The sequence below is a fragment of the Nocardia canadensis genome, from assembly GCF_032656385.1.
Classification (GTDB): domain Bacteria; phylum Actinomycetota; class Actinomycetes; order Mycobacteriales; family Mycobacteriaceae; genus Nocardia; species Nocardia canadensis.
In genome coordinates this window covers 897611-924135 of the sequence record NZ_JAVCWB010000010.1, presented here as the reverse complement: position 1 = coordinate 924135, position 26525 = coordinate 897611, and the positions used below count along the sequence as shown (strand labels likewise).

Genomic DNA, 26525 nt, shown 5'->3' with positions numbered 1-26525 from the left:
GCTGAACGAGCAGGAGTTCCACCGATGGCCGACAACGACGAGCTACGCCGGTACCTCAAGAAGACCGCGAAAGAGCTGTACGAGACCAAGCAGCAGCTTCGTGAGCTCACCGACCGGTCGCAGGAGCCGATCGCCATCGTCGGCATGGCCTGCCGGTACCCCGGCGGCGTGCGGTCACCCGAGGACCTGTGGCGGGTGACCGCCGACGGGGTGGACGCGGTCGGGGCCTACCCGGCCGATCGTGGCTGGGACCTGGACCGGCTCTTCGACGAGGACCCCGACGCGCCGGGCACCGTCTACACGCGCGACGGCGGATTCCTCGACGCCGTCGGCGAATTCGACGCGGCGTTCTTCGGGATCGGCCCGCGCGAGGCGGCCGCGATGGACCCGCAGCAGCGGCTGATGCTCGAAGCCTCCTGGGAGGCGCTCGAGGACGCGGGCATCGACCCGGTGTCGTTGCGCGGCAGCGACACCGGCGTGTTCGCCGGTGTCATCCACCAGCACTACGGTCCGCGCATCGGCTCGGCGACCATCGGCGCCGAGACGGAAGGCCATGCCTACCTGGGTGTGTCGAACAGCGTGCTGTCCGGGCGGATCGCCTATTCGTTCGGGTTCAAGGGCCCGGCGATCTCGGTCGACACCGCATGCTCGTCCTCGCTGGTGGCCCTGCATCTGGCCTGCCAGGCCCTGCGTCAGGGCGACGCCACGCTCGCGCTGGCCGGTGGCGTCACCGTGATGTCGGATCCCTCCCTGCTGATCGCGTTCGCGCGGCAGCGGGCCCTGTCCCCGGACGCCCGCTGCAAGGCGTTCGCGGCCGCGGCGGACGGAACCGGGTTCTCCGAGGGGCTCGGCGTGCTGGTGCTGGAGCGGCTGTCGGACGCGCGGCGGCTCGGCCACCCCGTGCTGGCGGTGGTGCGCGGCAGCGCGGTCAACCAGGACGGCGCGAGCAACGGCCTGACCGCGCCGAACGGTCCGTCCCAGGAGCGCGTCATCGCGCAGGCGTTGGCCAACGCGGGGCTCGAGCCCACCGACATCGACGCTGTCGAGGCGCACGGGACCGGCACGATGCTCGGTGATCCGATCGAGGCACGGGCGCTGATCAGCGTCTACGGCGCGCGGCGCGCGGGTGCGCCACTGCGGCTGGGCTCGCTCAAGTCGAACGTCGGCCACACCTCGGCGGCGGCGGGCGTCGGCGGCGTGATCAAGATGGTGCAGGCGCTGCGCCACGAGGTGCTGCCGAAGACCCTGCACGTGGACGCGCCGACGCCGCATGTGGATTGGTCGGCGGGCACGGTGCGGCTGTTGCGGGACAACGAGCCGTGGCCTGCGGGGGAGCGGACCCGGCGGGCGGGGGTGTCCTCGTTCGGGGCCAGCGGCACCAACGCGCACCTGATCCTCGAGGAGGCGCCCGCCGAGCCGGTCGTCGACGACACCGAGCCACTCGCGACACCCACCGAGACGGAGATCGTTCCGCTGGTGCTGTCGGCCAAGTCTCCCGACGCCCTGCGCGCCCAGGCGGATCGCCTGCGGCAGTGGCTGATCAACGATCCCGACCGGGACGTCCGCGACGTCGCGCACGCGCTGACGACCTCGCGGGCGCTGCTGGAGTGGCGGGGCGCGGTCGTCGGCCGCGACCGCGACGACGTGCTGGCCGGGCTGGCCGAGCTGGCGGCTGGCGCGCCCGGCGTGCTCGAGGCGAAGGCCGCCCCGGAGCGCACCGCCTTCCTGTGCACCGGTCAGGGCGCGCAGCGAATCGGTATGGGCGCGGAGCTGTATCGGGCGTTCCCGGTGTTCGCGGCGGCGCTCGACGAGCTCTGCGCGGCATTCGATCCGCTGCTCGGGCGGTCGTTGCGCGAGGTGATGTTCACCGACACCGACGGCGTGCTCGACCGGACCGAATTCACCCAGCCCGCGCTGTTCGCCTTCGAGGTCGCGATGTATCGGCTGGTCGAATCCTTCGGTGTGACACCAGATTTCCTGATCGGTCACTCGATCGGTGAGCTGGCGGCCGCGTTCGTCGCCGGGGTGTGGACGTTGCCGGACGCGTGCGCGCTGGTGGCGGCGCGGGGTCGGCTGATGGGCGCGTTGCCCGTGGGTGGGGCGATGCTCGCGGTAGCGGTCACCGCCGACCGGGCGGGCGAGATCGTCGCCGGTCTCGGTGACCGGGTGTCGATCGCGGCGGTGAACGGGCCGACGTCGTCGGTGTTGTCCGGGGAGGCCGACGCGATCGCGGAGATCGAGCGGCGGCTCGGCACCGACGGGGTGCGGACCAGCCGGTTGCGGGTCAGCCATGCCTTCCACTCGGCGCGCATGGAGCCGATGCTTGCCGAATTCCGCGCGGTGGCCGAGGGCGTCGCGTACGCGACGCCGCGGGTGCCGATCGTGTCGAACGAGTCCGGTGCGCTCGCCGACGCCGCGGTGACCGATCCGGAGTACTGGGTGCGGCAGGTGCGCGGCTGCGTGCGGTTCGCGCCGGGCGTGGACGCGCTGGTCGCGGCGGGCGCGCGGCGCTTCGTGGAGCTGGGCCCGGACGCGGTGCTCACGGCGATGACCCGGGAGTGCCTGGCCGAGGTTCCCGAGGTCGAGTCGGTCGCGACCGCGGCGGCGACATCGCGTCGGTCCGCCGACGAGGTGGCGCAGTTCGTCACGGCGCTGGCGCGATTGCAGGTCGCGGGTGTGCCGGTGACGTGGGCTCCGCTGTTCGCGGGCCGGCCGGTGCCACGGATGTCGTTGCCCACCTACGCCTTCCAGCGTCGGCGCTACTGGCTACAGCCGGACCAGGGCGCTGCGGCGGGCGCGTCGGATCATCCGATCCTGACCGGTGTGGTCGGGGTGGCGGGTACCGACGAGTGGCTGCTCACCGGCAGGCTCTCGCTGCGCACCCATCCGTGGATCGCCGATCATATGACCTACGGCGTGGTCGTCGTGCCGAGCGCGACCCTGATCGAGTTCCTGCTCGCCGCCGGGGCGCGGATCGGTTGCGAGGTCGTCGACGAACTCACCTTGCAGGCACCGATCCTGCCGACCGACGACACCGAGATCGAGCTGCAGGTCCTGGTGCAGGCCGCCGACGACTCGGGGCGCCGCCCGTTCGAGTTCTACTTCCGCACCTCGCCGGAGTCGGACTGGGTGCACAACGCCACCGGCGTGCTGGCCGCCCGCTGGGACGGCGACTCGGCCTTGGCGCAGCGCCTGCGCGACGAGGACTGGCCGCCCGCCGACGCCGACATCGTGGACAGCGCGGGACTTCCGGCGCGGATCTCCCGGGACGCCGGGCTCGAGTACGGTCCCGCCTTCCTCGGTGTGCGCGCCGCGTGGCAGCGTGACGACACGGTCTTCTCCGAGATCGCACTGAACCTCGACGCGGCACCCGAGGCGGGCCGCCACGACCTGCATCCGGCCCTGCTGGACATGGTCATGCACGCCGGGTTCTCCCGATTGCTCTGGGACGAGGGGAATCCCGATCCCGACACCGGCCGATTGCTGTTCCGGTGGGGCGGCGCGCGATTCCACAAGTCGGGGCCCTGGCCCGCGGCGGTGACCTCGCTGCGCGTCATCGCGGTCGCGTCCGGGCCGGAGACCATCTCCGTCGCGGCGATCGATCCCGAAGGCGCACCGATCGTCTCGGTCGACGCGGTGGTGATGCGTCCCTACGACGTCAAGGAATTCCGGAGCACGGTCGCCGGTGCCGAAGCCGAGCTGTACCAGGTGCGATGGGAGCAGGCGGACAGCGCGGGCCCGGCGCCCGTGCCCGCGATGGTCACGCTCGCGGGCACCGCTGTCCCGGGGCTCGACGCGGCCGCCTCGATCGCGGATCTCGCTGCGGCTGAACCTGTTCCGGCTGTCGTGGTGTGGCGGGCTCTCGGGGCACAGGTCTCCGACGACCCGGCAGCGGTGCGGGCGAGCGTCCGCGACACCTTGGCGACGCTGCGACGCTGGCTCGCCGAGGACCGGCTGTCCGACACCCGGCTGGTCGTCGTGACGACCGGCGGCGCGGGACTGACCGGTGAGACACCCGACCTCGCCGCGGCCGCGCTGTGGGGCCTGCTGCGGAGTGCGCAGTCGGAGAACCCGGACCGCTTCGTCCTGGTCGACGAGGACCCGGCCACCCCTGTCGACGCGGACCGGATCGCGGCCGTGGTGCGCTCCGGCGAACCGCAGGTCGCGGTGCGTGGTGGTCGGCTGCTGACACCGCGACTGGTGCGCGCGGCCACCACGGACGCGGCACCGGTGTCCTTCGGCGACGGGACCGTGTTGATCACCGGCGGGACCGGGGGGCTGGGCGCCCTGTTCGCCCGCCACCTCGTCACCGCGCACGGTGTCGGTGACCTGGTGCTGACCTCCCGTCGCGGCCCCGCGGCCGCGGGTGCCGCCGCCCTGGTGGCCGAGCTGGCGCGCCTGGGCGCCCAGACGCGGATCGTCGCCTGCGATGTGACCGATCGGGACGCGGTGCGCGACCTGCTCGACAGCATCGGCACCGGGCTGACCGGTGTGGTGCACACCGCGGGCGTGCTCGCGGACGGCACGGTGGCGACGCTGACCGACGACCAGGTGGACCGGGTACTGGCCCCCAAGGTCGACGGCGCCTGGCATCTGCACGAGCTGACCCGGGACCGGACTCTGGCGGCGTTCGTGCTGTTCTCCTCGATCGCGACGGTGCTCGGCTCGGCCGGGCAGGGCAACTACGCCGCCGCGAACGGCGTCCTCGACGCCCTGGCACAGCGGCGACGGACCGCGGGTCTGGCCGCCACGTCACTGGCGTGGGGGCCGTGGAACCAGGGCAGCGGGATGACCGGTGGTCTGGACGAGGCCGCCCTCGCGCGGTGGGATCGGCTGGGCCTGAGCCCGCTCGCCGACGTCGACGGCGTGCGTCTGTTCGACGAGGCGCTCGCGCACACCGAGGCGCGGCCGGCACCGATCCGGTTCGACGCCGCGGCATTGCGCCGCGAGACCGACCCCGCCGCCGTGCCCGCCGTCCTGCGCGGCTACGTGCGACGCTCGACCCGCCCGGCGCACGCGGCGGCAGCGCCGGTCGGCGCCCTGGCTGCCCAGCTGGCCGAGGTCCCCGAGGCGCGTCGCGGCGAACTGATCCTCGATGTCGTGCTGACCCAGGCCGCCGCGGTACTCGGCCACGAGTCGGGCGGCGATATCCGGCCGGACCAGCGCTTCGACGAGATCGGCTTCGACTCCCTCGGCGGCGTGGAGTTCCGCAACCGGCTCGGCAAGGCCACCGGCCTGCAACTGCCGTCGACCCTGGTGTTCGACCACCCGACCCCGACGGCGGTGGCCGAGCTGGTGCGGTCTCGCGTCACCCCGGCGACCGGCGGTCCCACCGCCAAGACCGTGCGCCGGGTACGGGCCGACGAGCCGATCGCGATCGTCGGCATGGCCTGCCGCTTCCCCGGCGGTGTCGAATCACCGCAGCAGCTCTGGGATCTCGTCGCGTCCGGCATCGACGCCACCGGCGAATTCCCCGCCGATCGCAGCTGGGATCTGCCGCGCCTGCTCGACGCCGACCCCGACAAGCCCGGGACCGTCTATACCAATCGCGGCGGATTCCTTTACGACGCGGGCGATTTCGATCCCGGCTTCTTCGGGATCAGCCCGCGCGAGGCGTCCGCGATGGACCCGCAGCAGCGACTGCTGCTCGAGGTCTCCTGGGAGGCGCTCGAGGACGCGGGAATCGACCCGATCTCCCTGCGCGGCAGCGATACCGGCGTGTTCGCCGGCGCGGGAGCCTCGGGCTACGTCGACCGGGTGGTCGGCGAGCTGGAGGGCTACCGGCTCACCGGCACCACCAGCAGTGTGATCTCCGGGCGCGTGGCCTACGTCCTCGGACTCGAAGGGCCCGCGGTCACCGTGGACACCGCGTGCTCGTCGTCGCTGGTCTCCCTGCATCTGGCCTGCCAGGCGCTGCGCCAGGGCGAGAGCTCGCTGGCGCTGGCCAGCGGCGTGACCGTCGCGGCGACCCCCTACCTCTACGTCGATTTCGCCCGGCAACGCGGCCTCTCGCCGGACGGGCGGTGCAAGGCGTTCTCCGACGCGGCCGACGGCGTCGCGTTCTCCGAAGGCGTCGGCGTGCTGGTGCTGGAACGGCTCTCCGACGCCCGGCGCCTCGGCCACGATGTCCTCGCCCTGGTGCGCGGCACGGCCGTCAACCAGGACGGCGCCAGCAACGGGCTGACCGCGCCGAACGGCCCCTCCCAGGAGCGGGTGATCGCCCAAGCGCTGGCCAGTGCCGGACTCACCCCCGCCGACGTGGACGCGGTGGAAGCGCACGGCACCGGCACCCCGCTGGGCGACCCGATCGAGGCCAACGCGCTGATCGCCGCCTACGGCCAGGACCGCGGCGAGCGCGAACCGCTGCGCATCGGCTCCATCAAATCGAATATCGGGCACACGGTCGCGGCGGCCGGTGTCGGCGGCGTGATCAAGATGGTGCAGGCGCTGCGGCACGAAACGCTGCCCGCCACCCTGCACGCGGACGTGCCCTCTCCGCATGTGGATTGGTCGGCAGGGTCGGTGCGCCTGCTGACCGCGCCGGAACCGTGGCGTGCGGGCGGGCCGGTGCGCCGGGCCGGTGTGTCGTCGTTCGGTGTCAGCGGGACCAACGCCCACGCCATCCTCGAGGAAGCACCCGCCACCCGGTCGAGCGTCGCCGCGCGCGCCGCCGACGGTCCGCGCACGGTGCCGCTGCTGGTGTCGGCCAAGAGCCGGACCGCGCTGGCGGCCCAGGCGGCGCGCCTGCGGACCTGGCTGCTCGAGCATCCCGACACCGATCCGGTCGACGTCGCGTACTCGCTCGCGACGGGCCGCGCGCAGCACGAGTACCGCGCGGCGGTCCTCGGCCGTGACCGCGACGACCTGCTGGACCGCCTGGGCAAGCTGGCCGCCGGTACCGCCGCGACCGGCGTGCTGTCCGGCACGGTCGGCGCCGGGAAGACCGCGTTCCTGTTCACCGGTCAGGGCGCGCAGCGGGTCGGCATGGGCGCGGGTCTGGCCGAGGCGTTCCCGGTCTTCGCGACCGCCCTCGACGAGGTGTGCGCCCGTTTCGACCCGCTGCTGGGGTGCTCGCTGAAGCAGGCGATGTTCACCGGAGGCCTGGTCGACGATCAGGGCGTCGCCGCGGCGAGCGGGGTCCTGGACCGGACCCGGCTGACCCAGCCCGCGCTGTTCGCCTTCGAAGTGGCGCTGTACCGGCTGGTGGCGTCGTTCGGGCTCGTCCCGGACCTGGTGATCGGACACTCGATCGGGGAATTGGCCGCGGCGCACGTCGCGGGGGTGTGGTCGCTCGACGACGCCTGCGCGCTCGTCGCGGCCCGCGGCGCGCTGATGGACGCGCTGCCCGAGGGCGGGGCGATGCTGGCCGTCGCCGCGACCGAAGCCGAAGTCGCCACGGCCATCGCGGAATTCGGTGATCGGGTGTCGATCGCCGCGGTCAACGGGCCTGCCGCCGTGGTGATCTCCGGCGACGAAGACGTCGTCGACACCCTCGATCGGCGGTTCACCGAGCAGGGGCGCAAGACCAGCGGGCTGCGGGTCTCGCACGCGTTCCATTCGGCGCGGATGGAGCCGATGCTGGCCGAATTCGTGACGGTCGCGGCGGGTGTCACCTACCACTCGCCGCGGATTCCGCTGGTGTCCAACGTCTCCGGCGCGCTCGCCGGCGATGAGATCCTGGCTCCCGCGTACTGGGCCGCGCAGGTGCGCGGCGCGGTGCGGTTCGCGCCGGGCGTCGAGACCCTGGTGACCTCGGGGGTGCGCCGATTCCTCGAGATCGGCCCCGACGCCGTCCTCGCGGCGATGACCCGCCAGAGCCTGCCCGCCGAGCTCGAGCAGCGCGCGGTGGTGGCCGCGGCGGCCCGGCGCGAGCACGACGAGGTCGAGCAGTTCCTGACCATGCTCGCCCAGGCCCACACCGCCGGCGCGAAGGTGGAGTGGAACGCACTGTTCACCGCGGGCCACGCAGCCCGAGTCACCCTGCCCACCTATGCCTTCGAGCATCGGCGGTTCTGGCTCGACCCAGCGCCGGGCGATTCCGGCACGGGGTCGGCGGACCACCCGCTGCTCACCGACGTGGTGCGGGTGGCCGATCGCGACGAGTGGCTGTTCACCGGCCGCTTGTCGCTGCGCACCCATCCCTGGATCGCCGACCACATGACCTACGGCGTCGTGCTCGTGCCGAGTGCCGCGCTCATGGAGATGCTGCTGGTCGCCGGGGCTCGCATCGGGTGCGGCGCGGTCGAGGAACTGACCCTCGAGGCGCCGATCCTGCCGCCGCCAGAGGGCGCCGTGGAGCTCCAGGTCCTGGTGCGGGAACCGGATTCGGCGGGCCGCCGGTCGTTCACCTTCCACTACCGCCTCGCCGACGCGGCCGACACCGCATGGACGCGCAATGCCAGCGGCGTGCTGAGCGGTCATCAGCTCACCGACATCGGGCTGATGGCGATGCTGCGCGCCGAACCGTGGCCGCCGGTCGGGGCCACACCGGTCGATCCCGCCTGGATTCCGGCCCAGGTGGGCCGGGTGGCCGGCCTGGAATACGGGCCGTCGTTCTACGGGATCGACGGCGCGTGGCGCACCGGGGACACCATCTTCTCCGAGGTCACCCTGAGCCCGGAGGTCCCGGTCGACCGGTTCCGGCTGCATCCGGCACTGTTCGACATGGTGATGCACGCCGGACTGGTCTGCCTGATCTGGTCCGCGGAAGCGAACAACCCCGCCGAGGGCAAACTGCTGTTCCGCTGGGGCGCGACCCGCTTCCACACCACCGCGACGGTGACGTCGCTGCGGGTGATGGCCATCCAGCGCGACAGCGAGACCATCACCGTCGTCGCCGTCGACCAGGACGGCAACCCGGTCGTCTCCATCGACGAAGTGGTCATGCGTTCCTACGACGTCCAGCAGTTCCGCGCCAACCTGGCCGGTGGCCGGGCAGGCCGATACGGAGTGCGCTGGACCGCGGCCGCGACGCCGGACGGCCTCGCACCGCCCGGCAGCGCCGCCGTGCTCGGTGTCGCACCGATCCTCGGTGTCGACGAGCGCTACCCGGATCTGGCGGCACTCGCCGCGGCGGCAGCGGTGCCCGACCTCGTCGTCTGGTCCGAAGCGGCGGCGGCGCCGCAGGACGCGCTGACGGGGGACCGGGTACGGGCCGCGCTGGACACGGTGCGCGGCTGGCTGGCGGACGACCGGTTCGCCCGATCACGGCTGGTGGTCGTCACCCGGCGGGCGGCCGGGCTGCCCGAGGAGACGCCCGAGATCGCGGCGGCCGCGGTCACGGGCCTGATCCGCAGCGCGCAGACCGAGTACCCGGGGCGGATCGTCCTGGTCGACGCCGACGCGGCACCGGTCTCGGCCGACGCGATCCTGGCCGCGGTCGCGACCGGCGAACCGCAGATCGCGGTGCGCGGCGATCGCGTCCTGGCGCCGCGACTGGAACCGGTGACCGCACCGGCCACCGCGCCGGTCTCCTTCGGTCCGGGCACCGTGCTGATCACCGGCGGCACCGGAGGATTGGGTGCGTTGCTGGCCCGGCACCTGGTCACCGAACACGGTGTGCGGCGGCTGCTGCTGGTGTCGCGGCGCGGTGAAAATGCCGAGGGCGCGGCAGAACTCGCGCGGACACTGGCCGGGCTGGGCGCCGAGGTGCGCATCGCCGCGTGCGATGTCACCGACCGCGACGCGCTGGCGAAGCTGCTCCACGACCTGCCCGCCGAGCATCCGCTCACCGGCGTCGTCCACACCGCGGGCCTGTTGGCGGACAGCACGTTCCACGCCCTGACCGCCGATCAGGTCGATCGGGTGTTCGCGCCGAAGGCCGACGCGGCCTGGCACCTGCACGAACTCACCCGGGACCTGGAGCTGTCCGCGTTCGTCCTGTTCTCCTCGATCGCCGGCGTGCTCGGCTCGGCGGGGCAGGCCAACTACGCCGCGGCGAACAGCTTCCTGGACGCTCTCGCCATCCGGCGCCGGGCCGAGGGGCTGCCCGCGCTGTCGCTGGCGTGGGGGCCGTGGCAGCCGGACCTCGGCATGACCGGCACCCTGGACCGGCTCGCCCTGAGCCGGATGGAACGCCTCGGCCTGGCCCCGCTGGACCGCGCCGACGGCCTGCGCCTGTTCGACGAGGCGCTGACCACCGCCGAACCGGTGCAGGCCCTGGTCCACCTGGACACCGACAAGCTCCGCATCGAAGCGCACACCGGCCCGGTGCCCGGCGCCCTGCGCGGCTTCGTCCGCACCAGGGACCGCGCCGCAGCGACCACGAGCACCGAACCCACGCTCGGGGAGCGCCTGCACGGGGTGGCGGAGGCCAAGCGCCGCGGACTCGTCCTGGATCTGGTGCGCGAGACCGTCGCCGCCGTGCTCGGCTACGCCTCGGCCGACGAGATCGCCCCCGATCGCGGGTTCGACGAACTCGGATTCGACTCGCTCGGCGCCGTCGAGTTCCGCAACCGGCTGGCGAACCTGACGGGTCTGTCGCTGCCGTCGACCCTGGCGTTCGACTACCCGACCGCCGCAGACCTCGCCGACTACCTGCTGTCTCGGACCACGGTGACCGCACCGGCCGCGCCAACGGCGGCGCCCGACGACATCGCCCGGCTCGAGTCGCTGCTCGACCGGATCCTGGCTACCGCGGGCGACGACGACGAGACCGTCGCCGGTCTGCGCGGTGTCAACAACCGCCTGCGCACCTACCTGTCCGGCCGCTGGCCGGACACCGAGTACGACGATCTCGACCTGCCGTCCGGCAGTGAGCTCTTGGATTTGATCGACGAGGAGTTTGGCCCAGCATGAGCAACCCCGGCACCAGCAACGAGGAACGACTCAGCCGGTATCTGCGCAAGCTCACCGGAGACCTCCGCGCCGCCAAGAAGCACATCGACCAGCTCGAGGAACGGGCCGCCGAACCGATCGCGATCGTGGGCATGAGCTGCCGGTATCCCGGCGGTGTCGAGACCCCGGACCAGCTGTGGGACCTCGTCGCGACCGGCACCGACGCGGTCGGCCCGTTCCCGGCCGATCGCGGCTGGGACCTCGAGCGCCTGTTCGACCCCGACCCCGACGCGGCGGGCAGCATCTACACCCGCGAGGGCGGGTTCCTGGACGCGGCGGGCGACTTCGACGCCGCCTTCTTCGGGATCGGCCCGCGCGCGGCCGAAGCGATGGACCCGCAGCAGCGGCTGTTCCTCGAAGCCGCGTGGGAGGCGCTCGAGGACGCGGGCATCGACCCGGTGTCGTTGCGCGGCAGCGACACCGGCGTGTTCGCCGGTGTGATCCATCAGGACTACGGTCCGCGCGTGGGTTCGCCCGGCCTGACGGCCGAGGCGGAAGGTCATGCCTATCCCGGTGTTTCGGCCAGCGTGCTGTCCGGGCGGGTGTCGTTCACCTTCGGCCTCAAGGGTCCGGCGCTGTCGGTGGACACCGCCTGCTCGTCCTCACTGGTCGCCCTGCACCTCGCGTGCCAGGCGCTGCGGCAGGGCGATACATCGCTCGCGCTGGTCGGTGGCGTGACCGTGATGTCGGATCCCACCCTGCTCATCGCCTTCGGCCGCCAGCGGGCGCTGTCACCGGACGCGCGCTGCAAGGCGTTCGCGGCCGGGGCGAACGGCACCGGGTTCTCCGAGGGCCTGGGCATGCTCGTGGTCGAGCGGCTCTCCGACGCCCGCCGCCACGGCCACCCGATCCTCGCGGTCGTGCGCGGTACGGCGGTCAATCAGGACGGCGCCAGCAGCAGGCTGACCGCGCCGAACGGTCCCTCGCAGGAGATGGTGATCGCCCAGGCCCTGGCCAACGCCGGGCTGACGCCCGCCGACATCGACGCCGTCGAAGCGCACGGCACCGGCACCACCCTCGGCGACCCGATCGAGGCGCAGGCCCTGATCGCCGCCTACGGCCGCGATCGCACCGGCGAACCGTTGCGCATCGGTTCGCTCAAGTCGAACATCGGCCACACCTCCGCCGCGGCGGGCGTCGGCGGCGTGATCAAGATGGTGCAGGCGATGCGGCACGAGATGCTGCCCCCGACACTGCATGTCGACGCGCCCACCCCGCAGGTGGAATGGTCGCCCGCGACGGTCCGGCTGCTCACCGAGGCGGAGCCGTGGCCCGCCGGCGAGCGGGTGCGGCGTGCGGGTGTGTCCTCGTTCGGCGCCAGCGGCACCAACACCCACGTCATCCTGGAAGAGGCGCCCGCTCCGGTCGAGATCGCCGTCGAGCCGTCGGACGAGGACCCGCCGCCCGCCGTGGCGCTCGGTGTCACCCCGCTGCTGCTGTCCGCGAAATCCGCTCCGGCCCTGCGTGATCAGGCCGCCAAGCTGCTGCGATGGGTAACCGAGCAGCCCGCACTGCGGGTCGACGATCTCGGATACTCGCTGTCGACCACGCGTGCCCGGCTGGAGTGGCGCGGTGCGTTCGTGGCCGCCGACCGGGACGGGATGCTCGCCGGACTGACCGCCCTGGCGGAGTCCTCGCCCGCGCCCGGGGTGGCCACGGGCCAGGCGGTGCTGCGCAAGACCGCGTTCCTGTGCACCGGCCAGGGCGCGCAGCAGGACGGGATGGGACGTGCGCTGTATGCGGCGTTCCCGGTGTTCGCGGCCGCGCTGGACGAGGTGTGCGCGCAGTTCGATCCGCTGCTGGGAGTCTCGCTGCGGCAGCTGATGTTCGACGGCGCCGACGGCTCGCTGCATCGCACCGAGTACACCCAGCCCGCCCTGTTCGCCTACGAAGTCGCGCAGTACCGCCTGTGGGAATCCGTCGGGGTGACACCGGATGTGCTGCTCGGTCATTCGATCGGTGAGCTGACCGCCGCGTACCTGGCCGGCGTGTGGTCGCTGCCGGACGCGTGCCGGGTGGTGGCGGCGCGTGGCCGTCTCATGGGGCGGCTGCCGGAAGGCGGCGCCATGCTGGCCGTCGCGACGAGCGAGGCCGAGGTCGCCGAGGCGTTGACCGCCTCTGTGGACACGGTGTCCGTCGCGGCGGTGAATTCGCCGACCGCCGTGGTGGTTTCCGGTGACGAAGACGCGGTGACCGCGCTCGAGCGGCTGTTCGCCGAGCGCGGCCGCAAGACCTCGCGGCTGACGGTGTCGCACGCGTTCCACTCGGCTCGGATGGACCCGATGCTGGCCGAATTCGAGTCCGTCGCCCGGGGCGTGACCTATCGGCGTCCGCAGGTTCCCCTGGTCTCGAACCTGTCCGGCGAGCTCGCCGGTGACGAGGTGCTCGAGCCCGCCTACTGGGTCCGGCAGGTGCGCGAGGCCGTGCGGTTCGCCCGCGGCGTGGACACGCTCGTGGCCTCGGGCGTGCGCCGGTTCGTGGAGATCGGCCCGGACGCGGTGCTGTCCGCGATGACCCGGCAGTGCCTGCCGGACGAGATCGAGGCGCGGTCACTGGTGGTCGCGGGCGCGCGGCGCGGACAGGCCGAGGTCGAACAGTTCGTGCGCTGCGCGGTGAGTGTCGACACGGTCGGCGTCGACGTCGACTGGGCGGCGTTCTTCGCCGCGCGGCCGGTCGCGCGGGTCTCGTTGCCCACCTATGCCTTCCAGCGCCGTCGCTACTGGCTCGAGACCTCGGCCGGTGCCGCCGACGTCGCGTGGGCCGGGCTGGGTGCCGTGCGCCATCCGCTGCTGGGCGCGGTGGTGTCGGAACCGGAATCCGGCGGTGTCCTGCTGACCGGGCGGTTGTCGGTCGCGACCCAGCCGTGGCTGGCCGACCACGTGGTCGCCGGCTCGGTCCTGCTGCCGGGTACCGGATTCGTGGAGCTGGCGCTGCGCGCCGGTGCCGAGGCCGGATATCCGGTGGTCGAGGAACTGACCTTGCAGGCCCCGCTGCTGCTGCCCGCCGCGGGTGGGGTGCAGGTCCAGGTGGTGGTCGGCGGGGCCGACGACGACGCCCCGCACCGGTCGGTCTCGATCTACTCGCGTGGCGAGCACGACCGCGACGGACAGTGGCTGCTGCACGCGCGCGGTCTGCTCGCCGGGGAGCCCGCGGCGAGCCTGACCGCCGCGCCGACCTGGCCACCCGCCGCGACCGAGATCGACGTCGAGTCCGCGTACGCCGCGCTGCTGGTGCGGGGATACGAGTACGGTCCGGCCTTCCAGGGCGTGCGCGCGCTGTGGCGCCACGGTGCCGAGGTCTTCGCCGAGGTCGCCGTCGACGCCGAGACCGGCGCCCGCGCGGAAGGATTCGGTATCCATCCCGCGCTGCTGGACGCGGCTATGCAGGCCGGTCTGCTCGCCGGGGTAATGGACAGCGCTGCCGATGCGGCACGGTCGCCGTTCGCGATCCCCGCCGGACAGGTGGTGCTGCCCTTCTCGTGGGAGTCGGTCTCGCTGCACGCGGCCGGCGCGTCCGTGCTGCGCGTGCGGCTGGCCTCGACGGGATCATCGGTGGCCTTCACCGCGACCGACGAGCAGGGCCTGCCCGTGCTGTCGGGAACGCTGACCACCCGGCGGACGCCGCTCGACGAGCTGACCGCCGGCGTGGGCAAACCCGCCGCGCCGCTGCTGGAACTGACCTGGTCACCGGTCACGGCCGAACCCGCCACGACACCCGCGACCATCGGCCGATGGGAGCGGCTCGACGCGGCGTCGCCGGTCCCGCCGGTGGTCGTCGTCGACGCCGGAGCCGGCGGGACCGGGAGCACCGGCGCGGACACGGTGGCGACCACCCACACCGAACTCGCCCGGATCCTCACCGTGATCCAGCAGTGGCCGGCACAGGACCGTTTCGCCACGAGCACCCTGCTGATCGTCACGCGCGGCGCGATCGCGCTTCCCGGCGAAGACCTCCTCGACCTCCCCGGTGCCGCTGTATGGGGCCTGGTGCGCTCCGCGCAGTCGGAGGATCCCGGCCGGATCGTGCTGGTCGACGCGGACACCGTCGTCGACGAGCATCTCGCGGCCACCGTCCTGGCCGTGGGCGAACCCCAGGTCGTCGTCCGGGCGGGCGTCACCCACACCGCCCGACTCACCCGGCGCACCGGCGTGAACACTACGAGTACCGCCGCTACCACCGCCTTCGGCGAGGGAACGGTGCTGATCACCGGTGGCACCGGTGGTGTCGGTGGCGTGATCGCGCGCCACCTCGTGGCCGAGCACGGGGTGCGGTCGCTGCTGCTGGTCAGCCGTCGGGGTCCGCGGGCGGACGGCGCGGCGGCGCTGTGTGCCGAGCTGGCCGAGTCCGGCGTCCAGGTGCGGGTGGTGGCATGTGATGTCACCGATGCCGCCGCCGTGGCCGCGCTGCCGGGTGAGGTGCCCGAGCAGTGGCCGTTGACCGGGGTGATCCATGCCGCCGGTGTCCTCGACGACGGGGTCATCGCCTCGTTGACCGGCGAGCGGATCGACACCGTTCTGGCGCCGAAGGCGGATGCCGCCTGGTATCTGCACGAGGCGACCGCGGACCTGGACCTGTCCGCGTTCGTGGTGTTCTCCTCGGCCTCGGGCACCGTCGGCGGACCCGGGCAGGGCAACTACGCCGCCGCCAATACCTTCCTCGACGCGCTGGTGGCGCATCGCCGGGCCGCCGGGCTGGCGGGGCAGTCGTTGGCGTGGGGGCTGTGGGCCCGCTCGAGCGGGATGTCCGGGCAACTCGGTGACACCGACGTGGCCAGGATGAGCCGCAGCGGATTCACCGCCATGCCGGACGCGCAGGCGCTGGCCGGATGGGACGCGGCCATCGCCCACGGCGCACCGCATGCGGTGATCGCCGTCCTCGACACCGCCGCGATCCGGGCCCAGGCCGAGGCCGGGCTGTTGCCCCCGCTCCTGCGCGACCTGGCGCCCGCGCCGCGCCGCGCCGCCACCTCGACAATGGTGTCGGACTTGCGGATTCGGTTGGCCGGGGCGGACATCGACCGGCAACGACAGCTGGTGCTCGACACCGTGCGCACGCACATCGCGGCCGTGCTCGGTCACGACAGCGTGGCCGCGATCGATCCCGGCCGGGCCTTCCAGGATCTCGGGTTCGATTCGCTGAGCGCGGTCGAGCTGCGCAACCGGCTCAAGACCGTCACCGGTCTCGCCCTGCCCGCCACGGTCGTCTTCGATTACCCGACACCGCAGGCGCTGGCCGAGCACCTGGCCGAGGAATTCCTGGGCACGGCCACCGAGATCGCGGTCGTCGCGGACCGGGCCGTCGACGGCGATCCGATCGCGATCGTGGGTATGGCCTGCCGCTACCCGGGCGGCGTCAGCACGCCCGAGCAGCTGTGGCGACTGGTCGCCGACGGCGTCGACGCGGTCACGGAGTTCCCGGTGAATCGCGGGTGGGACACCGCGCGGATCTACGACCCCACCGGTGAGACGCCCAACACCACCTACACCCGCGAGGGCGGATTCCTGCACGGCGCGGGCGAATTCGACCCCGCCTTCTTCGGCATCAGCCCCAACGAGGCCGCGGCGATGGACCCGCAGCAGTTCCTGCTGCTGGAGAGCTCGTGGGAGGCCTTCGAGCGGGCCGGGGTGGATCCGGCGGTACTGCGCGGCAGCGCGACCGGCGTCTTCACCGGCATGATGTATCACGACTATCCGGTCAACGCGAACTCCGGTTCCCTCGCCTCCGGCCGGGTGTCGTATGTGTTCGGCCTGGAAGGGCCGTCGGTCACCGTCGACACCGCGTGCTCGTCGTCGCTGGTCGCGCTGCACCTGGCGGCGCAGTCGCTGCGCTCGGGGGAGTGCGATCTCGCGCTCGCCGGTGGTGTCGCGGTGATGGCCACGCCGGAGACGTTCGTGGAGTTCAGCCGTCAGCGGGGGCTGGCGCCGGACGGGCGGAGCAAGTCCTTCGCCGATGCCGCCGACGGTGTCGCCTGGTCCGAGGGTGTCGGGGTCCTCGTGCTGGAGCGGCTGTCGGACGCGCGCCGCAACGGTCATCCGGTGCTGGCGGTGGTCGCCGGGTCGGCGGTGAACCAGGACGGCGCGTCGAACGGTCTGACCGCGCCGAACGGTCCGTCGCAACGGCGGGTGATCCGGCAGGCGCTGGCCAATGCCGGGGTCTCGCCGGTCGAGGTCGATGTGGTCGAAGCGCACGGCACCGGGACGACGCTGGGTGATCCGATCGAGGCGCAGGCCCTGCTGGCCACCTATGGCCGGGACCGCCCCGAGGATCGTCCACTGTGGCTGGGCTCGCTGAAATCCAACATCGGGCACTCGCAGGCCGCCGCCGGTGTGGGTGGCGTGATCAAGATGGTCATGGCCATGCGGCACGGTGTGCTGCCCAGGACGCTGCACGTGGATCAGCCCAGCACCAAGGTGGACTGGTCCGCGGGAAACCTGCGACTGCTGACCGAGGCGGTCGAGTGGCCGCAGGTCGATCGGCCACGTCGCGCGGGCGTGTCCTCGTTCGGCATCAGTGGCACCAACGCGCACGTGATCGTGGAACAGGCTCCGGCGGTGGCGGATTCGGTGTCGCCCGGCGCTGCCGCGGGGCTGCTGCCGTGGGTGCTGTCGGCGCGCGGTGACGATGCCCTCGCCGCGCAGGCCGCGCGGCTGGGTGCACAGGTGGATGAATTCGGTTTCACTCCACAGGATGTCGGGTTCTCGCTGGTCGGCACGCGCGGTGTGTTCGAGCATCGCGCCGTGGTCCTGGCCGAGGGCGCGGCTGGTCTCCGGGCGGGAATCGCGGCGCTGGCAACCGGTTCGGCCGCCGCCGGTGTGGTGACCGGCCGGGCGGTGGCGGGCGCCACAGGTCTGGTGTTCTCCGGTCAGGGCGCGCAGTGGGCGGGCATGGCGGCCGAGCTGTGTGCCGCGTATCCGGTGTTCGCGCGGACTTTCGACGAGATCGTCACCGGCGTTAATCCGCTGCTGGAACAGTCGGTTTCGCTGGTGGACGCGCTCGCGGACGACGAGGCGGTCGACCGGACGGTGTTCGCGCAGGCGGGCCTGTTCGCCTTCGAGGTGGCCCTGTTCCGTCTGCTCGAATCCTGGGGCGTTCGCCCGGATGTGGTGGCCGGTCATTCGATCGGTGAGATCGCCGCCGCACACGTGGCGGGCGTGTTGTCCCTCGGCGACGCCTGCGCCCTGGTGGCGGCCCGCGGCCGGTTGATGCAGGCGCTGCCCACGGGCGGGGCGATGGTCGCGGTGGGTGCGCCGGAAGCCGAGGTGTCGCCCCTGCTGGGCGAGTCGGTATCCCTCGCCGCGGTCAACGCCCCCGGCGCGGTCGTGCTGTCCGGTCCAGGGGATGCCGTCGCGGCCGTGGCCGAGGTGTGTGCCGAGCGCGGGTGGCGTACCCATCGGCTGCGGGTCTCGCACGCCTTCCACTCGACGCTGATGGAGCCGATGCTCGCCGAATTCGCCGCGGTGGTCGGGGAATTGCGGTTCTCGCGGCCGAGCATCGAGCTCGTGTCGACCGTGACCGGACGCCGGGTCGAGGACGAGCTGTCGGACCCGGCCTACTGGGTCGAGCAGGTCCGGGCGACGGTGCGGTTCGCCGACGCGGTCGCCACCATGGCCGAGCTGGGGGTCACGCGGTTCGCCGAGGTGGGACCCGATGCCGTGCTCACCCCGATGGTCACCCAGATCGTCGACGACACCGCCGCGACGGTGGTGGCGCTGGCGCGCCGCGACCGCGCAGACGCGTCGTCGGTGCTGAACGGCGTCGCGGGTCTGTTCGTCTCCGGCGGGGTCGTGGACTGGGCCGGGGTGTTCGCCGGTACCGGTGCGCGCCGCGTCGACCTGCCCACCTACGCCTTCCAGCACGAGCGGTTCTGGCTCGATGCCAAGCAGGCGCTGGCGACATCGTGGCTGGGCGCCGAGCTGGGTGGGGTCACCTCCGTCGGTCTCGACACGGTGGATCATCCGCTGCTCGGCGCCGTGGTGGCACATCCGGAGTCGGGCGGAATCAGTTTCACCGGCCGCTGGTCCCCGGCGACCGTGCCGTGGCTGGCCGATCACAGCGTGCTCGGTGTCGTGCTGCTACCGGGCACCGGCTTCGTGGAGCTGGCCGGCTATGTCGGCGGACTGCTCGGCTGTCCGATGGTGGACGAACTCGTCCTGCACACCCCGTTGACGGTACCGGCCGACGGCAGTGTCGCGGTGCAGGTCGTCGTGGCCGCCGCCGATGACACCGGCCGCCGACGGCTCGGTGTGTACTCACGGCACAGCGTCGACGGTCCGTGGGCCCGCCACGCCGAAGGCGTGCTGGCACCGGCGGACACGACCGCCGATTTCGAGCTGACCGCCTGGCCCCCGGCCGGCGCGCGGCCGATCGACGTCGACCGCGCCTACGACGAATTGCTCGATGTCGGTTACGGATACGGCCCGTTCTTCCAGGGCTTGCAGGCCGCCTGGCAGCGTGGCGACGAGCTGTTCGCCGAAGTGTCGCTGTCCGATCCGCGCGATGCCGCGGGCTTCGGCATCCATCCCGCGCTCTTCGACTCGGCGCTGCACGCGGGGATCATCCACGGGCTGCGCGGCGGCGTCGAGGGCTTCCCGGCACTGCCGTTCACCTGGAACCAGGTCGTCGTGCACGCGGCGGGTGCCGCCGCGGTGCGCGTTCGCATCGTGCTGGACGGCACCAGGTATGCCCTGCAGATCGCCGACGACCAGGGACAGCCGGTGCTGTCGGTGGGCGCCTTGATCTCGCGCCCGGTCTCGGCCGAACGACTCGGTGCGGACCGGATCGCGGAATCGCTGTTCGCCGTCGACTGGGTGCCGTATGCCATGCCGACGGCGACGGTCGCACCGCAGCGCATCGCTGTGCTCGGTGCCTCGAGCACGGGCGAGGTACGCGGGTACCCGGATCTCCCGGCCCTGCTCGCCGATCTCGACGCGACGCAAGAGCCGGTGATCCCCGAGCTCGTGCTGCTCGTCGCGCCGGACCCCGAGGGCGCGGTGCCGGAGGCGGCTCGCGCGGCCCTGGCCGGTGTCCTCGACACCGTGCAGCGGTGGCTCGCCGATCCCCGCTGCGACGATGCGCGGTTGGTCGTGCTCACCACACACGCGGTCCATACCGACGAGGTGAACCCGGTGCAGGCGCCGGTGTGGGGGTTGCTGCGCGCCGCGCAGGCCGAACACCCCGGCCGCTTCCAGCTCCTCGACCTGGATGCCGATCCCGACCCCGTCCGGATCGCGGCGGCCGTCGCGGCCGGGGAGCCCGAGGCGGCACTGCGCGCGACGACGCTGCTCGTCCCGCGCCTGACCCGCCACACCGCCGGCACGATCACGCGGTCGCTCGATACCGGCACGGTCCTGATCACCGGTGGCACCGGCGGTTTGGGCGCGGTGTTCGCGCGGCACCTGGTCACCGCGCACGGTATTCGGCACCTGCTGCTGACCTCGCGGCGCGGTGCGACCGCGGCCGGTGCGGCCGAGTTGCGTTCCGAACTGGTCGAACTCGGCGCCGAGGTCACCATCGCCGCGTGCGATGTGGCCGACCGCGCCGCCCTGGCCGCCCTGCTCGACTCGGTGCCCGCCGAGCATCCGCTGGTCGGTGTGGTGCACGCGGCGGGCACCGCCGACAACGGGCTGATCGAGGCGCTCACTCCGGAGCGGATCGAGCGGGTGTTCCGGCCCAAGGCCGACGCCGCCTGGTATCTGCACGAACTCACCGCCGAGCGCGCGCTGTCGCTGTTCGTCCTGGTGTCCTCGGCCGGCGGCCTGGTCCTGCCCGCCGGGCAGGCGAACTACGCGGCGGCCAACGTCTTCCTCGACGCCCTCGCCGCGCACCGGCACCGGCTCGGCCTGCCCGCGATCGCGCTCGACTACGGCATGTGGGCACGCGCCACCGGGCTCGGCGCCGAACTGTCCGAGGCCGACTTCGACCGGATGCGCAGGCAGGGCTTCCCGCCGCTGACCGAGGCGGAGGGGCTGGCGCTGTTCGACGCGGCCATCGCCTCCGACACCGCCCAGCTGGTACCCCTGCGCGTCGATCCGGCCGTGCTGCGCACCAGGGGCGAACAGATCCCGGCGCTGTTGCGCGCGATCGCACCGGCCCCGGCACGTCGTCCCACCCGCACGGCGGCGGGCCAGGCGTTCCTGCGCAAGCTCGCCGGGCTCTCCGATGCCGATCGCGGCGGCGCCCTGCTCGACCTGGTCCGGTCGGTGGCCGCCGACATCCTCGGGCACGCCTCGGCCGAGGCCGTCGTCGCCGATCGGCCGTTCCAGCAGCTCGGCTTCGACTCGCTCGGCGCGGTGGAGTTCCGCAACAAGCTCAACGCGGCGACCGGTCTGCACCTGCCCGCCACGCTCATCTTCGACTACCCCACTCCGGGGATCGTCGCGGAGTTCCTCGATTCCCAGCTCACCGGCACGGGGGCGGCCGAGGAACGCGTGGTCGGCCGGGTCCGCGCCGACGACGAGCCGATCGCGGTGGTGGCCATGAGCTGCCGCTACCCGGGCGGCGTCGCCTCACCCGAGGACCTGTGGCAGCTGGTGACCGCCGGCGGCGACACCACCGGGGACATGCCGCTCGATCGCGGCTGGGACCTCGACGGCATCTACGACCCCGAACCCGGCAAGCCGGGCAAGACCTACACCCGCCGCGGCGGATTCCTCTACGACGCCGCGGAATTCGATGCGGACTTCTTCGGGATCAGCCCGAACGAGGCCACCGTCATGGACCCGCAGCAGCGGGTACTGCTCGAGGTCTCGTGGGAGGCGCTCGAGCGCGCCGGTCTGGATCCGGCGGTGCTGCGGGGCAGCGCGACCGGGGTGTTCACCGGCGTGATGTACCACGACTACGCGCAGGGCTCCGGTACCGGCAGCAGCGCCGCGGGCAGCCTGGTCTCGGGCCGGGTCTCCTACGTGTTCGGGCTGGAGGGGCCGTCGGTCACGGTGGACACGGCGTGCTCGTCGTCGCTGGTCGCGCTGCATCTGGCGGCGCAGTCGCTGCGGTCGGGAGAGTGTGAACTCGCCTTGGCCGGTGGTGTGGCCGTGATGGCGACCCCGGACATGTTCCTGGAGTTCGGCCGTCAGCGCGGGCTGTCACCGGACGGGCGATGCAAGTCGTTCGCCGACGACGCCGATGGTGTCGGCTGGTCCGAGGGCGCGGGCGTGCTCGTGCTGGAGCGGCTGTCCGACGCTCGCCGCAACGGCCATCAGGTGCTGGCGGTGCTCGCGGGTTCGGCGGTCAACCAGGACGGTGCGTCCAATGGGTTCACCGCGCCCAACGGTCCCTCGCAGCAGCGGGTGATCCGCCAGGCGCTCGCCAATGCGGGAGTCTCGGCCGTCGAGGTCGACGTCGTCGAAGCCCATGGCACCGGAACGACGTTGGGTGATCCGATCGAAGCGCAAGCCCTGTTGGCCACCTACGGCCAGGATCGCGCCGAGGATCGTCCGTTGTGGCTGGGCTCGCTGAAATCGAACATCGGTCATGCGCAGGCGGCGGCCGGTGTGGGTGGCGTGATCAAGATGATCATGGCGATGCGGCACGGGGTGCTGCCGCGCACTCTGCACGCGGATCAGCCCAGTACCAAGGTGGATTGGTCCGAAGGACATGTCCGCCTGCTGACCGAATCTGTCGAGTGGCCCGCGCTGGATCGGCCGCGGCGCGCGGGGGTGTCCTCGTTCGGCATCAGCGGCACGAACGCACACGTCATCGTGGAACAGGCGCCGCCGGTGGCGGATTCGACCACGCCGACCGACCGGCCCGACGGCCCGACGCCGTGGGTGCTGTCCGCGCGCAGCGGTGCGGCGCTGGCCGATCAGGCCGCTCGGCTCGTCGCCCGAATGGACGATCTCGACCCGATCGACGTCGGCTACTCGCTGGCCGTGACGCGCGGCGTCTTCGAGCATCGGGCCGTCGTGCTGGCCGGAGATCGCGCCGACCGGTCTGCGGAGCTGCGGGCCTTGGCCGACGGCACCGAGCCCACGCGGGTGGTGCGCGGCCGGGTGGTGTCGGGTTCGACAGGCTTCGTGTTCTCCGGGCAGGGTGCGCAGTGGGCGGGCATGGCCGACGGACTGCGCGGCTACCCGATCTTCGCCGAGCACTTCGACGGCATCGCCGCTCGACTGGAACAACTGCTGGGACAGCCTGATTCGCTGACTGTCGCCCTGGGTGACGAGGAGCTGAGCGGCCGGACGGTATTCACCCAGGCGGGCCTGTTCGCCTTCGAGGTGGCGTTGTTCCGGCTGCTGGAGTCGTGGGGTGTGCGGGCCGAGGTGGTGGCCGGTCATTCGATCGGTGAGATCGCGGCCGCGCACGTGGCCGGGGTGTTGTCGCTCGACGACGCGTGCGTGCTGGTCGCGGCGCGTGGCCGGTTGATGCAGGCGCTGCCCACCGGCGGCGCGATGGTCGCGGTGGGCGCGCCGGAAGCCGATGTGCTGCCGTTGCTGACCGACGGGGTGTCGATCGCCGCGGTCAACGGCCCGTCCTCGATCGTGCTCTCCGGCATCGACGCCGAGGTCTCCGCGGTGGTGCAGCGCTGTGCCGAAAACGGTTGGCGGACCCACCGGCTGCGGGTCTCGCACGCGTTCCATTCGGCGCTGATGGAGCCGATGCTGGCCGACTTCGCCTCGGTAATCGAAGGTTTGACGTTCGGCCGACCGAACGTGCCCGTGGTCTCCACCGTCACCGGTGCCCGGATCGGCGACGAGATGTCGGACCCGGCCTACTGGGTCGGGCAGGTCCGCGACACGGTGCGCTTCGCCGCCGCGGTCGCCACGATGGCCGAGCTGGGGGTCACCCGGTTCGCCGAGATCGGGCCCGACGCGGCGCTCACGCCGATGGTCGCGCAAGCTCTCGACACCGCGACGACGGTCGCGCTGTGCGCCCGCGAGCACGCCGATCCGTCGACCCTGCTGACCGGGTTGGCCCGGCTGCACGTCGCCGGCACGCCGGTGGACTGGTCCGCCCTGTACGCCGGGTCCGGCGCACGGCGAATCGACCTGCCCACCTACGCTTTCCAGCGTCGCCGTTACTGGATGACCGAAGGCGCCGCCGCGGGCGACGCCCGATCCATGGGACTGCTGGCGACCGGCCACCCCCTGGTGTCGGCGGTCATCACGCACCCCGATTCCGACGCGGTCACCCTCACGGGTCGCCTGTCGGCGCAGGCGCAGCCGTGGCTGACCGACCACCGGGTGCTCGACACCGTCGTGTTCCCCGGCACCGGGCTGGTCGAACTCGCGCTGCACGCCGCCGAGCAGGTCGGCTGCTCGACGGTGGCCGAGCTGGTCCTGCAGGCACCGCTGGTGCTCACCGAGACCGGTGGTCTCGCACTGCGCCTCGTGGTCGGTGACCAGGACCCCGCCGGACAGCGTGCGGTGCGGATCTTCTCCCGTCCGGACGACGGCGACGCGGCGTGGACCCTGAACGCCGAGGGCCTTCTCGCGACCGACGCGCAGGTCCCCACCACCGCGCTCACCGCGTGGCCGCCCGCCGGCGCCCAGCCCCTGCCGCTCGACACGGTCTACGACGACCTGCTGGACGCGGGCTACGGATACGGCCCGTTCTTCCAGGGCCTGCGCGCGGTATGGCAGCGCGGGGACGAGGTGTTCGCGGAGGTCGCGCTGCCCGAATCGGTCGGCGCCGACGGCTTCGGCATCCACCCGGCGCTGTTCGACTCGGCCCTGCACGCGCTCCTCGCCGCTGCCGACCTGCCCACGGACGGCATCGCGCTGCCGTTCGAATGGTCGGGTGTCACCGTGCACGCGGCCGGAGCGACCGCCGTCCGGGTCCGGCTCACCCGGGTCGGCGACCACGGCGCCACGCTCGAGCTGGCCGACCAGTGGGGCGCGCCGGTGGCCACCGTGCGTCACCTGGCGTCCCGGCCCATGGATCCCGCCCAGCTCACGGCGGGCGCGGCCACCGTGGGTAACGCGCTGTTCCGGGTCGAGTGGACGCCGATCGCGGTGTCGCGCACCGAGATCGACGCTGTCGCGTGGACCGACCTCGGTGTCGAGGTGCCGGCGGTCGCGGTCCTGGACTGCCCGGCGGGCAACGAACCCGCCGATATCCGCGCCGCGACCCATCTCGTCCTGTCGGCGCTGCACACCTGGCTCGGCGACGAACGGTTCGCGGATTCGGTGCTCGTCGTCCGGACCGAGGGAGCGGTCTCCGTCGCCGGGGAGGACATCACGAATCTCGCCGGCGCGGCGGTCGGTGGCCTGGTGCGCTCGGCGCAGTCCGAGAGCCCCGGCCGGGTCGTCTCGATCGACGCGGACGCCGATCTCGACGGGCTGCTGGGCGGGATCCTGGCCACGGGTGAACCGCAGGTCGCGGTGCGCGACGGGCAGGTCACCGCCGCACGGCTGGCCCGCCTCGGTGCCGCAGCGAGCGGCACGGTCGCGAGTCCCGCTGTCGCGCCGGCGGAGACCGTGCTGATCACCGGTGCCGGTGGCCTACTGGGTCGGATGTTCGCCCGGCATCTCGTGGATGCGCACGGGGTCCGCCGACTCCGGTTGCTCAGCCGCCGGGGCGAATCCGCGCCCGGCACCGCCGAGTTGCGGGCGGAGCTCGAGGGCGCGGGCGCGCACGTCGACATCGACGCGTGCGACGTCGCCGACCGCGACGCGCTCGCCCGCGTCCTGGCCGACATCCCCGCCGAGCACCCGCTCGTCGCGGTGTTCCACCTCGCGGGCGTCCTCGACGACGGCGCCGTCGCCTCGCTCACCGCGGACCGGATGGACACCGTCCTCGCCCCCAAGGTCGACGCCGCGCTGCACCTGCACGCGCTGACCAGCGACCTGCCGTTGAAAGCCTTCGTGCTGTTCAGTTCGGCGGCAGGCGCGTTCGGCAATACCGGGCAGGGCAACTACGGCGCGGCCAACGCCACCCTCGACGCGCTCGCGGCGCACCGCAGGGCCACCGGCCGACCGGGTCAGTCCCTGGCCTGGGGGCTGTGGGACGGCGGCATGGCAGGCGAACTCGGCGAGGTCGATCGGCTGCGCATGACCCGCACGGGCATGCTGCCGTTGTCGCGAGCGCAGGGCCTGGCCCTGTTCGACGCCGCGACGCGCCTCGACACGGCGGCCCCGATCCTGGCCCGGCTCGACCTGGCCACCATGCGCGACGCGGGCTTCGCCCCCGCCCTGCTGGCCGGGCTGACCGCGCCACGCCGGACCGCAGCCGTGGACGCGAGCGCCGGGCTGCGCGCCCGGTTGGCCGAGACCCCGGACGGCGAGCGACACGGCGTGCTGGTCGAGATCGTCCGCGGTCAGGTCGCCGCGACCCTGGGCCACCGCGACGCCCACGCCGTCGACGCGGATCGGGCCTTCAACGAACTCGGCTTCGACTCGATCACCGCGATCGAGTTCCGCAACGCCCTCAAGACCGCCACCGGTCTGGCACTGCCCGCGACGCTGGTGTTCGACTACCCGACACCCGCGGCGCTCGCCGAGTACCTCCACGACGAGCTGACCGACCGGCAACCGCACGCCGATCACCCCGATGCCGAGATCCGCCGGGCCCTGCAGACCATCCCCCTCGCGCGGCTGCGCGACGCGGGCCTGCTGGACGCGCTCCTGCATCTTGCCCAGGGTCAGCACAGCCACGACGAGCCCGATCAGCCCATCACCGAGGAGTCGATCGACGACCTCGACATCGATGACCTGATCGATCTGGCTTACCACAACTCCTCAGAGGACTGACGG

Annotated in this window: 2 protein-coding genes; both read left to right on the top strand. The window is 72.8% G+C overall.

From position 1 onward, the window contains the following. Window positions 1–24: 24 nt before the first annotated feature. A complete protein-coding gene (locus Q7X29_RS27605; protein WP_316575830.1) occupies window positions 25–10797 on the top strand; it encodes a type I polyketide synthase in 10773 nt (3590 codons plus the stop codon). Then, window positions 10794–26522, top strand: coding sequence for a type I polyketide synthase (locus Q7X29_RS27600; RefSeq protein WP_316575829.1), 15729 nt, complete (start codon window positions 10794–10796; stop codon window positions 26520–26522). Before Q7X29_RS27605 ends, Q7X29_RS27600 begins: the two co-directional genes overlap by 4 nt. Window positions 26523–26525: the final 3 nt, after the last annotated feature.

Bases quoted from the DNA above. Each gene is read 5' to 3' on its own strand.
- Q7X29_RS27605 (WP_316575830.1), top strand. From the start codon at position 25: ATGGCCGACAACGACGAGCTACGCCGGTACCTCAAGAAGACCGCGAAA.
- Q7X29_RS27600 (WP_316575829.1), top strand. From the start codon at position 10,794: ATGAGCAACCCCGGCACCAGCAACGAGGAACGACTCAGCCGGTATCTG.